At 68.7% G+C, this 12,457-nt stretch carries 11 protein-coding genes; 3 read left to right on the top strand and 8 right to left on the bottom strand.

The annotated features are described in order from the left end of the window. Nucleotides 1-181 (bottom strand): hypothetical protein (locus NA10_RS38070; RefSeq protein ID WP_218021437.1); only part of this gene is annotated, 181 nt, incomplete at its 3' end. 273 nt (nucleotides 182-454) lie between these two features. On the opposite strand from NA10_RS38070, the gene NA10_RS03405 reads away from it, so the two are divergent. Further along, nucleotides 455-2,578 (top strand): MMPL family transporter, encoded by a 2,124-nt coding sequence (locus tag NA10_RS03405; protein ID WP_067563173.1) that lies wholly within the window; start codon nucleotides 455-457, stop codon nucleotides 2,576-2,578. A gap of 66 nt (nucleotides 2,579-2,644) precedes the next feature. On the opposite strand, the gene asnB is transcribed toward NA10_RS03405, so the two are convergent. After that, nucleotides 2,645-4,495, bottom strand: a complete 1,851-nt coding sequence (gene asnB, locus NA10_RS03400) for an asparagine synthase (glutamine-hydrolyzing) (RefSeq protein ID WP_067563170.1) — start codon at nucleotides 4,493-4,495, stop codon at nucleotides 2,645-2,647. Nucleotides 4,496-4,637: 142 nt separating this feature from the next. On the opposite strand from asnB, the gene NA10_RS03395 reads away from it, so the two are divergent. Together NA10_RS03395 and NA10_RS03390 are read left to right on the top strand one after the other, a co-directional pair. Then, the gene (locus NA10_RS03395; protein ID WP_084514261.1) at nucleotides 4,638-5,597 is read left to right on the top strand and encodes an amidohydrolase family protein; all 960 of its coding nucleotides are present in this window, start codon (nucleotides 4,638-4,640) and stop codon (nucleotides 5,595-5,597) included. A gap of 62 nt (nucleotides 5,598-5,659) precedes the next feature. Beyond that, nucleotides 5,660-6,832, top strand: coding sequence for a cytochrome P450 (locus NA10_RS03390; protein ID WP_067563226.1), 1,173 nt, complete (start codon nucleotides 5,660-5,662; stop codon nucleotides 6,830-6,832). Between the two features lie 43 nt (nucleotides 6,833-6,875). On the opposite strand, the gene NA10_RS03385 is transcribed toward NA10_RS03390, so the two are convergent. Genes NA10_RS03385 through accA form a run of 6 tightly spaced genes read right to left on the bottom strand, consistent with a single transcriptional unit; the run spans nucleotide 6,876 to nucleotide 12,447 of the window. Continuing rightward, nucleotides 6,876-7,388 carry a hypothetical protein gene (locus tag NA10_RS03385; protein ID WP_157555998.1) on the bottom strand — a complete coding sequence of 171 codons (513 nt, stop codon included), beginning with the start codon at nucleotides 7,386-7,388 and terminating at the stop codon, nucleotides 6,876-6,878. Nucleotides 7,389-7,446: 58 nt separating this feature from the next. Then, nucleotides 7,447-8,412 (bottom strand): hypothetical protein, encoded by a 966-nt coding sequence (locus NA10_RS03380; protein WP_067563165.1) that lies wholly within the window; start codon nucleotides 8,410-8,412, stop codon nucleotides 7,447-7,449. Beyond that, the gene (locus NA10_RS03375) at nucleotides 8,390-8,719 is read right to left on the bottom strand and encodes an antibiotic biosynthesis monooxygenase family protein (RefSeq protein WP_067563162.1); all 330 of its coding nucleotides are present in this window, start codon (nucleotides 8,717-8,719) and stop codon (nucleotides 8,390-8,392) included. The genes NA10_RS03380 and NA10_RS03375 overlap by 23 nt, the downstream gene beginning before the upstream one ends. A gap of 9 nt (nucleotides 8,720-8,728) precedes the next feature. After that, nucleotides 8,729-9,412: an N-acyl homoserine lactonase family protein gene (locus NA10_RS03370; RefSeq protein WP_067563159.1), complete on the bottom strand. Its 684-nt coding sequence runs from the start codon at nucleotides 9,410-9,412 to the stop codon at nucleotides 8,729-8,731. A gap of 12 nt (nucleotides 9,413-9,424) precedes the next feature. Then, a complete protein-coding gene (locus NA10_RS03365; protein WP_067563157.1) occupies nucleotides 9,425-10,801 on the bottom strand; it encodes an acetyl-CoA carboxylase biotin carboxylase subunit in 1,377 nt (458 codons plus the stop codon). After that, the gene (gene accA / locus NA10_RS03360; protein WP_067563155.1) at nucleotides 10,798-12,447 is read right to left on the bottom strand and encodes an acetyl-CoA carboxylase carboxyl transferase subunit alpha; all 1,650 of its coding nucleotides are present in this window, start codon (nucleotides 12,445-12,447) and stop codon (nucleotides 10,798-10,800) included. The genes NA10_RS03365 and accA overlap by 4 nt, the downstream gene beginning before the upstream one ends. Between the last annotated feature and the right edge of the window lie 10 nt (nucleotides 12,448-12,457).

Raw genomic sequence — 12,457 nt, 5'->3', positions numbered from 1 at the left:
CGGCGCGGTCGCAGGTGCGGCAGATCGGCCAGTCACCGCGCAGGTTCGCCGAGCGCGCACCATCCGGGAGCGAATCACGGTGGCGGCGTGGCAGTTTCACCGTGGCCGCCCGGATGCCGAGGGCCGGGCGGCCATGCTCGGCGCAGACCGCCGGCAGGAACTGATCCACTTCGAACCGCACAGCCCCGACTGAATGCCCTTGCGGGACAGCGGACTCCGCTACACACCGAATGAACACCGGGACTTCATCCCTGTGCGTCCGAACTCTCGGAATTCTCACTTTCACCCCACCCGGCCGGTCCGAGCCGCCGTCGTGCCGCGGCACCGTCGAGCCCCATGAAGCCCACCCCCACTCGAAGCGTGTTGGAGGTTCACTGGAGTGCTGCCCCCTACCCCGAATAGTCTGCACAGGATATGATGCTGCGCAAGTGCAGATACTTATGAGGGGCAACTAATGACAGTGGATACCAAGTCCGCGCCATCCGATCGGATCGGCCGACTCACCCGAATACCCGCTGGTAAACGCGGGAAATGGATCGTGCTCGTCGTCTGGCTGATCGCACTGGTCGCACTGGGCGGCTTCGCGGGCAAGCTCACCGGCGCCGAGAAGAACGACAGCGTGGAATGGCTGCCCGGTAAGGCCGAGGCCACCCAGGCCTATCGGCTCGCCGATAAGTTCGGCACCGCCAATGAGGCCCCGGTGGTCTTCGTCTACGAACGCAAGGGCGGGGTGACCGAGGCGGACAAGGCCGCCGTCGCCGCCGATGTCGCCGAGTTCAAAACCCTCGATCACGTGGTGGGCGATCGGGTATTCGGCCCGATTGTCGCCAAAGACGGTGAGGCCCTTCAGGTTCTGGTGCCCATCGATATGGGCGCCAATGGCTGGGACACCCTCGCCGAGGTGGTCAAGACCATGCGGGACAAGGCCGGACCGCATCCGGACGGCCTATCCGCCTACGCCACCGGCCCGGCGGGTTTCGCCGCCCAGATGGGTGAGGCGTTCAAGGGGATCGACGGGGTGCTGCTGTTCGCCGCCGCGGGCGTGGTGATCGTCATCCTGCTGATCACCTACGGGCCGATTCTGTGGGTATTGCCGCTGCTCACCGCCGGTTTCGCCATGACGGTGGCGCAGAGCCTGGTCTACGGCGCGACCACGGTGGGCCTGACCGTCAATGCCCAGGGCGCGGCCTTCCTCACGGTGCTCGTCTTCGGCGCGGGCACCGATTACGCACTACTGCTCATCGCCCGGTATCGGGAGGAACTGCGCAGGCATGAGGATCGGCACGAGGCCATGGCGGTCGCCCTGCGCCGGGCCTGCCCGGCGATTGTGGCCAGCGGCGCGACGGTCACCATCGCCATGCTGGTGCTGCTGATCGCGGAGATGAACTCCATTCGCGGTTTCGGTCCGGTCTGCGCCATCGCCATCCTGGTCGCGCTGCTGGCCCAATTGACGCTGCTCCCAGCACTACTGGTGATCGTGGGACGCTGGGCGTTCTGGCCGCGGCATCCCGAATTCGGTTCGGCCGATCACGCCGAGGCGGGCATCTGGGCACGCATCGGCCGCGCGGTCGCGGCACGCCCGCGCACGGTCTGGGTGATCACCGTGCTGGCGCTGGTCGCCGCCGCGTTCGGTATGACGGGCCTGTCGTCGAACGGCATCGCCAGCACCGACACCTTCACCAAGGCCAATGACGCGAGTACGGGTATGGAGGTGCTGGCCCGCCACTTCGATATGGGCACCGGCTCCCCCATCGTGGTGATCGCCACGGCGGACAAGGCCGATGCGGTCGGCCGCACCTTCGCCGAAACACCCGGCGTCACCGGCGTTTCGGCTCCGATCGTGAAGGACGGCCTGGTCAAGTTCGAGGCCACGCCGACCGACGCGCCCGACAGCGCCGCCGCCGAGGCGACGGTGGACCGGGTCCGCGATGCCGTGCACGCCATCGACGGCGCGGACGCGAAGGTGGGCGGGCAGACCGCCATCACCCTGGACACCAAACGGGCGTCGATTCACGACCGCAATCTGATCGTCCCGGTGACCCTGCTCATCGTGATGGCCATTCTGATGCTGCTGCTGCGTTCGGTGCTCGCACCGGTGCTGTTGACGCTGACGGTGGTGCTGTCGTTCTTCGCGGCCCTGGGCATCAGCTCGTTGATCTTCCACGCGCTGGGCTTCAAGGGTTCGGATCCGAGCCTGCCGCTGTTGACCTTCGTCTTCCTGGTCGCGCTCGGCATCGACTACAACATCTTCCTGATGTCGCGGGTGCACGAGGAGGCCAAGAAGCACGGCACCCGGGCCGGTGCGCTGATCGCGTTGACCGCCACCGGCGGTGTGATCACCTCGGCGGGTCTGGTGCTGGCCGGCACCTTCGCGGTCTTCACCACCCTGCCCATCGTGACCTTCGCCGAGATCGGCATCGTCATCGCGGTGGGCGTGCTCATCGATACCCTGATCGTGCGATCGGTGCTGGTGACGGCGCTGAACCTGGATATCGGCGACCGGATCTGGTGGCCGAGCAAGCTGGCGAGCGGGCGGGCGCGGCCCGATTCCGAGCGCGATCACAGTATGGCCGGATAGCGCGGCGGACAATACCGGCGGGGCCCGGTCTCAATCGAGACCGGGCCCCGCCCTTGGTATTTCAGATCAGATCGACAATCTGATGCCGTAGTCTCGCAGCCACGAGTTGAGTTGCAGCGGCAGTTCGAGATTCGCCCGCGCCGCCCAACTCCCCAGTGTCCCCGGGTTTTCCAGCACCGCGCGCAGCGCGGACAGGTCCAGCAGTTCCCGCACCGGCGCCTGGGTGTCGGCCAGCAGCCGGGTGCCCTCGGCGCGCAGCGCGGCCTCGTAGGCGCTGTCCAGGGTGACCGGATACGGTGTCTTGCGCCGCTCGATCACACTGGCGGGTAACAGATCTCGCAGTGCCGAGCGCAACAGCCCCTTCTCCCGGCCGTCGAAGTTCTGCAGCGCCCAGGGCAGGTTGTAGCCGTATTCGACGAGCCGGTGATCGCAGTAGGGCATACGCACCTCGACCCCGACCGCCTTGAACAGTCGCTCGGTATGCCCGTTCTGGTTCTCCATGAAATTGGTCAAATGCACCCAGCACAGCTCGCGCATATGCCGGTCCTCCTCCGAGACATCGTCCAGCATCGGCGCCTCGGCGATGGATTCGCGATACCGCTGGGCCGCATAGTCCAGGGGCGCGAGCTTTTTCAGCAGATCGGGATCGAACAGCCCGCAGCCCAGCCCCTGTGCGTCATCGCGGACGATCCCGCGCGCCACCCACGGGAACGTGCCCATACGCGATTCGACCGGATCCCGATTCCAGGCCACCCCGTGGAAGATCGAGTCCGCGGCCTCTCCCGTCATCACCACCCGCACATGCTGTGCGACCTCGCGCGCCAGCAGGTACAGCGAGGTGTTCATATCCCCCAGCGGTGTCGGCAGATCCTTGGCGCGCAGCACCGCCGCGCGCGCGATGGGATCGGCCAGTTCGGCCGGATCGATCAGCACGCTCCGATGGGTGGTGCCCAGATGCGCCACCACATCGGCGGCATAGGGCGCGTCGACCGCCTCGCGGGTGTCCGAGGGCCGGAAGTTGTCCTCATGCCGGGAGAAGTTGACGGTGAAGGTGCGCACCGATTCACCGCGCGGTTTGAGCACCCGATCCGCCAGTGCCACAACACCACTGGAATCCAACCCGCCCGAAAGCAGACTGCCCAGCGGCACCTCGCTCACCAGATTGCGATCCATGCTCTCCTCGAGCAGCCCGCGAATGGTGGCCACGGTGGAGGGGATGTCCTCGGTGTGCTCGTGCGCCTGCACCGTCCAGTACGGGCGCACCGTGGTACTGCCCTCCCCGAAGCGCGCCATCCGCCCGGCCCGCAGTCGCCGCATACCGCGGTAGGGCGGGAAATCCGGTGTGCCGGAATAGGTCATGACCTCGCGCAGTCCGTCGCCGTCCACCTCGGCCTCGACGAACGGGTGCGCGAACAGGGCCTTGGCCTCGGAGGCGAAGAGCACCCCGGTCGGCGTCGGATAGTAGAACAGCGGCTCCACCCCGAGCCGGTCCCGGACCAGCCACAGCTGCCGGGTGCGCGCATCCCACACCGCACCGGCGAAGGTGCCCTCGAGCCGGTGCACGCACTCCTCGCCCCATTCGAGATAGGCGAACAGCAGCACCTCGGTATCGCCGCCCGTGCGGAAGCGGTGGCCGCGGCCGGTCAGTTCCCGGCGCAGCTGGTCGTGATTGAGGATCGATCCGGAGTGCATGGCGACCGCGATGACCTCACCGCCCTCGCTGAATTCCACCGGCTGATGGCCGTCGGCCAGATCGAAGACCGCCAATCGGCGATGCCCGAACGCGGCGTGCTCGCTCACCCAGAGCCCTTCACCATCGGGTCCGCGGCACGCCAGCGTCGCCGTCATGGCGAGCACGGTGCTGCGATTGCGCCGCAGATCCCGGTCGAAGTCCACCCATCCCGCAATTCCCGACATCGTCGGACCATCCCTCCAGCCGCTGGCATATTCGCGTCAGTGTCGGGGCGGGTCCTCGAAAGCGGCTCGACCGGTGCGCCATCAACCGCTCCCAGCGCCGGCCGAGTGCGGATCGAGCCGGATCGGGCAGGGTGATCGGCTTGTGAAGGTGATCGCGATCGAAGAGGCATTCGCCCATCCGGCCCTGGCGGGCGAGCGTAAGACGTTCGGGGGCAACGATTCCTATCATGCCCGGGTGCGGCGCGGACTCGATGATGTGGGCGCGGGACGGCTCGCAGCCATGGACGCGGCGGGCATCGATATGCAGGTGCTCTCGCACACCACGCCCGGGGCCGAGGCCCTGGCGCCGCGCCAGGCCATCCCGGCCGCGCGCGCGGCCAATGACGCGCTCGCCGATATCGTTGCCGCACAACCGGATCGGTTCGCAGGTTTCGCCGCGCTGCCCATGCGCGATCCGGAGGCCGCCGCGGCCGAACTGGAGCGGGCGGTGCGTACCCTGGGTTTTCGCGGGGCGCTGATCAATGGCACGGTGCAGAACAGATTCCTGGACGATCCCCGGTTCGCGCCGGTGCTGGCCGTCGCGGCCGAACTCGGCGTGCCGATCTATCTGCATCCGGCGCTGCCGCCGCGCAGGGTCGCCGAAATCTATTACGGCGGAATGGATCCCGCGATCGGCGAATGCCTGGCCAGCTCGGCGTGGGGCTGGCATTCCGAGACCGGCCTGCATGTGCTGCGACTGATCGCCTCGGGTACCCTGGACCGGTATCGGAATCTACAGCTGATCATCGGGCATATGGGTGAGATGATCCCGTTCATGCTGGCCCGCATCGACAAGATGCTCACCTCCATCGCCCGCGAGCTGCGCCAGCCCTTCGGCGAGTACTTCCAGACCAATGTGCACATCACCACCAGCGGCTACATGACCGTCGAACCGCTACGACTGGCACTCGAGGTGCTGGGCGCGGACCGGATCATGTTCGCGGTGGACTACCCCTACTTTCCGAACGAACCCGTTCGGGCCCTGCTGGATTCGCCACTGCTGAGCGTGCCCGAGCGCGAGGCCATCGCCTCCGGAAATGCCCGCAAACTGCTCGGGCTCTAGCGCGCCGCCGTATTCAGAAGCGCTCCAGGCAGATTCGACCGCCCTGACGTTTGCTGGCCGACATGACCGCAGTCGAGTCTATGCCGCGTTTCCCGTTCGCCCCCACAATCCTGGGCGAACCGCCCGCCGAATTCGCCCAATTGCGCGAGGGTATGCGACTGCGAAAGGTGTTGTTGCCCACCGGCGATACCGCCTGGCTGGCCACCCGCTACGCCGATGTGCGGCAGGTGCTCACCGACGGGCGGCTCAGTCGCGCGGCGGCCACCGCCGAGGTCGCGCCGCGGCTGGGCCCGATGCGGCCGAATCCGAAATCGCTGATGGCCATGGATCCCCCCGATCACACCCGGCTGCGCCGGATACTGGCCCCGATGTTCTCCCGGGCACACTCCGAACAGCAGCGCGACCGGATCGTCGCCCTGGTGGACGAACTGCTCTCGGCCATGCTCGCGGCGGGCGCGCCCGGCGAACTCGATGCCGGGCTGAGCCGTCCGCTGGCGCTCACGGTCATCTGCGATCTGCTCGGTGTCCCCGACGGCGATCGGCGCGCATTCGCCGACTGGACCGATCAGGCGCTGACGCTGCGCCCCGACGCGGGGGCGGACGTCGGGCACGCCCGGCGCGCCCTGCGCGACTATCTCGAGGCGCTGGCCGCGGGCGGCAGTCACGACGGACTCATGGGCACCCTCACCGAATCCCTTGCGGGCGAGGAACTCACCGAGGTCGCGGCGACCATTCTGACGGCCGGGTATCACACCGTCAGCACCGCCATCACGAACTCCGCGCTGGTGCTGCTGCGCCATCCCGACCAGCTGGCCGCGCTGCGCGCCGATCGCACCCGGCTGCCCGAGGCGGTCGAGGAACTGCTTCGCTACACCCCCGGACCGGTCAGCGGCGGCACCATCCGGGTGGCGGTCGCGGATCTGCACATCGGTGACACCCTGGTGCGCGCCGGTGAGGCGGTGATCCCGGCGACCATCTCGGCCAATCGGGATCAGACCGTCTTCACCGCGCCGGACCGCCTGGACCTGAGTCGTAAACCCAACGGCCACATCGCCTTCGGCGCGGGCGTGCACCACTGCCTGGGAATGCATCTGGCGCGGGTGGAGCTTTCGGCCGCCATCGCCGGTCTGCTGGACCGGTTTCCGGGTTTGGCGTTGGCGGCGCCGCCCGAGCGGCTGGCCTGGCGCAACGGGGCGATGATCGGCGGACTGGAGCGGCTGCCGATCCAATGGTGAAGCGGCAGCCGGGTTTTCGATGCCGCGAGGGCGGCGTACCGAATCAGTCCAGGTATGCCTTGACGCCGAGCCGGCTGCCGATCTGGTCGAGCAGTCCGGCGACCATTTTGCGCTGTTCCTTGGGGAAGCCGCGCTTGATGAAGGGCACCAGGAACTTGGCCTTGGTGGCGATGTCGTAGCCCTCCTGGACCACGCGGGTGCCGCGCGGATCGGGCTCGATCCGGAAGATCCCGCGGAACCACCACATGCCTTCGGTGAGGATGGTGGAGGTGCGCGGATCGATCTCGTACTTCATGCCCCCGCCCATATCGCCGGGGATGGTGGCCCGGAATGACGTCGGGCCGCCCTTGAGCACCCAGCCCTTACCGCCCTTGCCCTTACCCTTCGGGTTCAGGTACAGGGCGTTGTCGGGGCCGACCGGACCGGGTTGGGCGCGCATGAGAAGCCCCGCGACCTGCGGCTGCGGGGCTTCGACGATTCCGGAGACGGTGAAAAAGGGCTTCTTGTCCGCCATTGCGGTGCCTTTCTGATAGCTGCATCCATCAAGCGTCTGCATGTATGCAGCTAAGACTACCAGGCGTCGGCGGATCGTCAACCGGCTCGGCCGGGCGTGGTCAGTACAGCGTCACCATGCTCCAGAAGCCCTGGATCACACCCTTGTTCCCGGTGACCCGGTCGGTGACGAAGCTGGCCAGCAGATATCGGCCGGGGGTGAAATCCAGATCGGCGACACCGCAGCGGCCCGGATTCAAGGGCGACAGTCCGGCGGGTTGACTCTCGAGAATATTCTTCGCCGGCCACCCGCCCTTGGCCACGGCCGCCCAGAACGCGGTCACCTCGGCCGGGGTGGTGTCGGGCGGAATGCGCACGAGCATAACCTCATTGAGCTGCGCGGTCTTATTGGTCACCAGTAGCGCCCCGTGCGCGGGGAGCCGGTCGGGGGTCTCGTACCGGGAGCCGGAACCGTTGCCGGACAGGGTGATCGAGGCATCGGTACGCGGCGGGAAAGGCTGCGGGCCGAGCGTGCCGACCACATCGAGCGGGCGCACGCTCTGCGCCAGGTAGGGCGTCTTGACCGCACCGTAGTTGATCACGTAGTAGCGCCCGGGTGCGAGCAGGGTGGTGAACCGCAGCGGGTTGGCCGCGGTCACCGTGACGCCGCCGAAATACTCGGCGTCCGAATCGATTCGGCGCACACCCTCCACCCGGGTGGCCTCCTCGGTGGAATTGGCCATGTGATAGTCGGTGAGATAGTCGGCCAGCGCCAAGCCGTCCCGCAGCCGGATGACGCCCGCACTCGTCGGCTGATCCTGGGTGGTGCTGGTCGGAAAGTGCACGATCCCCGCGGGCACGGTGGCGGGCACCGTGAGGTCCGTCGCGGTGATCACCACGGGCGCAACCGATTCCGCGGATACCGCCATGACGGGGGTGGTGCGCGAGGCGATGGCGTCGGCCCCGGCGATCACCCCGAAGACGATCGCCAGCACCACGGCGAGCCGGATCATGGCGCGCCGATCCAGGGCGTCCCCGGCGATCAGGGTCCAGTAGTTCGCGTGTTCACGCCGGCCGGTCTGCATCATCCACTCCGTCTTGCCGATAGACCACGTAGTGCGGTCCGTGGCTGCGGTCCTGGTAGTCCCGCAGCGCCGAATTCTTCTTTCCCCCTTCGTGATCCGGGCCGCTCTGCCAGGCCCGGAAGGCGGGCAGATCCACCCACTCGGACAGCAGAGCCATCCGGTCGGGATCGGCCTCGTCGGTGAGCAGTTCGGCGCGCAGCAGGCCGGGCACCGCCTCGTTCACCCAGCTGATCCGACGATAGGCCGCCCGCACCGCGCGCCGATCTCCCCGCGGCGCACGCAGATACACGATGACGAAGACCCCTCGCACGCCCGTGTCCTAGCCGTAGAATTCGGGCGCGTGCCGCAGCGTGGGCCACTGCTCGGCATCGTGACCGCGCACGATCAGCGCCCCCTCGCGCTCGGCGAGGTCGATGAGTTTGGCCGTGCTGACACGCACCTGCTCCTCATCGGTGTCGAACGGGAAGATCGGACGGGCCGCCGCGTCCAGCGCCATACCGTTGGGGATGGCGTCCACGGCCAGCAGGACCGGGCCCGTGCCGGGCAGCCGCACCAGCACCGATTGATGGCCGGGGACATGCCCGCCGGAGGCGATCAGTTCGATGCCGGGCAGCAGTTCGGTATCGCCGTCCACCTCCCGGTAGCGCAAACCCGGTGCGCCCCAATGCTCTTTGGCCGCCAGCAGGCGCGGGACGTCTCCGGCGCGCGCGGCGGCCAGATGGGTGCGCTGCACCACGAATTCCGCGCCGGGAAAGCGGTCGTGGTTACCGGCGTGATCGGGGTCCAGGTGCGAGCACACCACGAAATCCACATCGGCGGGCCGGACACCGACCGCGGCCAGCCGGGCCACCGGATCGTCCTGCGGGTCGACCTGGACCATGCCGCCGGGTTCGGCCCCGGTGTCGATGAGGATGTTCACCCCGTCCTCGGTCTGGACGAGATAGCCGGGGACGGGGGCATTGATCCCGGGGATCACGCCGAAGCGAAACAGATACAGCCGCATGGTTATTCTCCTTCAGGCGACATCGGTGGCCCGCGGTTCGCGCAGGTCCAGGAATGCCGTGGTGTGGGCGCCGGCGAGGAATTCCGGATCGCCGAGGATCTCGGTGAGAATGCCGGTGGTCACCCGCACCCCCGGCCCCTCGATCTCGAATTCGGCCAGGGCGCGCCGCATGCGGGCGATGGCGGTGGGGCGATCGGGACCCCAGGCGATGACCTTGGCCAGCAGTGAGTCGTATTCCGCGGGAATGCGATAGCCGGGGTGGGCGTGCGTATCGACCCGGATGAACGGGCCGCCCGGGGGCCGGAACACCTCGAGCAAGCCCGGACTGGGCCGGTAGCCGTGCGCGGGATCCTCGGCATTGATGCGGCATTCGATGGCTACGCCGCGCCGCACCAGTTCGGCCTGACTGTGCCGCAACGAATGTCCGGCCGCGATGCGCAGCTGTTCGGCGACGATATCGATGCCGGTGACCGCCTCGGTCACCGGATGCTCCACCTGGATACGGCAATTCACCTCGATGAGCGCGACTTCGGTAGCGGTGACCAGGAATTCGAAGGTGCCCGCGCCGACATAGCCGGTGGCCCGCGCGCCCCGCACCGCGTACGCCCCCAGCCGCTCGGCGAGGTCGACGGGCAGTTCGGGCGCGGGGCTCTCCTCGATCAGCTTCTGATGCCGCCGCTGCACCGAACAGTCCCGCTCGCCCAGGTGCCGCACATTCCCGTGCCGATCGGCCAGAATCTGGACCTCGATATGGCGGGCGTCGTCGAGATAGCGCTCCAGGTACACCCGGTCGTCGCCGAAGGCGATGCGGGCCGCGGCGCGGGTGGCGCGATAGGCGCGCCCGAGGTCGGCGGGGTCGCGCACCACGGTCATACCGCGTCCGCCGCCGCCCGCCGCGGCCTTGATGATGAGCGGGCAGCCGATGCGCGCGGCGACCCGCTCGGCCTCCTCGGCGGTGGCCACCGCACCCTCGCTACCGGGCAGTACCGGAATACCGGCCTCCCCCAGTAGTTTCCGGGCCAGTGACTTATCGCCGAGCCGGGCCATGACCTCGGGCGGCGGGCCGATGAAGACCAGCTGTTCGGCCCCGCAGATCTCGGCGAAATCCGGGTCCTCGGAGAGGAATCCGTAGCCGGGATGGATGGCCTGGGCCCCGGTGCTGTGCGCCGCCTCGATAATGGCGGGCGCGTACAGGTAGCTGCGCCGAGCCGCCGCCGGGCCGATGTGCACGGCGCGGTCGGCGGCCCGGACCACTGCGGAGTCGCGGTCCCCGGTCGAGTACACCGCGACCGTGCGGATTCCCATATCACGGCAGGTGCGCAGGATCCGCAGTGCGATCTCGCCGCGGTTGGCCACGAGAACGGTGTCGAAGATCGGTTCGGCGTTCATCGGACCACCCCGTAGCGGCGGAATCGTTCCTGACGGGTGCGCACCAGCTCGGCGGCGGCGGTGCCGCGCAATTCGCGCAGCGCGCAGACGATGGCGGCGCGGACCGCCCCGGAGGCGGCTTCGGGGTTGAGGTGCGCGCCCCCTTCGGGTTCGGGCACGATCCCGTCCACCACGCCCAGCTCCAGCAGGGTGCGGGCGTCCAAGCGCAGCGCATCGGCCGCCTCGGCGACCCGGCCGCGGTCACGCCAGAGAATCGCCGCGCATCCCTCGGGGCTGATCACCGAGTAGACGGCGTTGCGGCACAACAGGACCCGGTCCGCGACCGCCAGGGCCAGCGCGCCGCCGCTGCCGCCCTCACCGGTGATGACGCTGACCACCGGCACCGGCAGGGTGCCGAGTTCGCGCAGGCATTCGGCGATGGCCGCGGCCTGTCCGTGCCGTTCGGCGTCCGCACCCGGATACGCGCCGGGCGTATCGACCAGGGTGACCAGCGGCAGTCCGAGCTTGCCGGCCAGGCGCATCATGCGCCGCGCCTTGCGATAGCCCGCCGGGGTCGGCATGCCGAAGTTGCGACGCGCCAATTCCCTTGTCTCGCGGCCTTTCTGATGGCCGATGACGACCACCGGCAGTCCGTCGAGCGCGGCGATGCCGCAGACGATGCTGGGGCAGTCCGCGCCCATCCGGTCACCGTGCAGTTCCACGAAGCCGTCGGTCCAGGCGGCGAGGTGTTCCAGGGTGGTGGGCCGGTCCCGATGCCGGGCCAGACGCACCTGTTCCACCGCCGCGATGGGGTCGATCAGCTGCGGATCGCGGATCACCGCATCGGATTCGCCCGCGCCCCAGTCGGATTCGGGCCGGTCCTGCACGGCCAGCAGTACCCGCAGCGCCTGCGGCAGTTCGGCGCGTGAGCGCACATCGTCGGCGAGTCCGGAGCGCAGCAGGAAGTCCGCGGTCTGGAAGCCCTCCGGCAGCACCTGCCGCACGGTCTGTTCGATCACCCGGGGACCGGCGAAGCCCATGCGCGCACCGGGTTCGGCGATGATCACATCCGAGAGCGAGGCGAACGACGCCGCCACCCCGCCGTAGGTGGGATCGGTGACCAGGGTCAGGGTGAGCACGCCGGCCGCGTCCAGCTCGGCCATGGCATTGCTGGTCTTGGCCATCTGCATGAGCGCCAGCGCGCCCTCCTGCATCCGGGCCCCGCCCGAGGCGGTGATCAGCAGGAGCGGAATCCGTTCGGCGCGAGCGAGTTCGCAGGCGGTGGTGATCGCCTCCCCCGCCGCGACGCCGAGGCTGCCGCCCAGGAAGCGGAAGTCCATGACCGCCGCCACCACCGCCCGGCCGCCGATACGCCCGCGCACCACCCGCACCGCGTCCGCGCCGACCCGGTGGTGCGCCTCGGTCAGGCGGGCGCGGTAGGGTTTGCGGTCCACGAATCCCAGCGGGTCCACGACCGTATCCGCCGGCAGCGCTTCGTGTTCGGAGCCGGGGTCCAGGAGCAGCGCCAGCCGCTCATCGGGGGTGAGGGGTCCGTGCCACCCGCACTCCGGGCAGGTCCGGCCCAATCGCCGGTACCGGTTCCGGTAGATCAGGCCCCGGCAACCCTCGCATTTGAGCCATTCGGATTCCGCTACTGCACTGGTCATTTCCACTCCC

Origin of the sequence: Nocardia acidivorans NBRC 108247 (genome assembly GCF_001625085.1) — a bacterium.
Lineage (GTDB): Bacteria > Actinomycetota > Actinomycetes > Mycobacteriales > Mycobacteriaceae > Nocardia > Nocardia acidivorans.
Note: the sequence above shows the minus strand (reverse complement) of the source record. Positions and strands in the feature narration are given on the sequence as shown.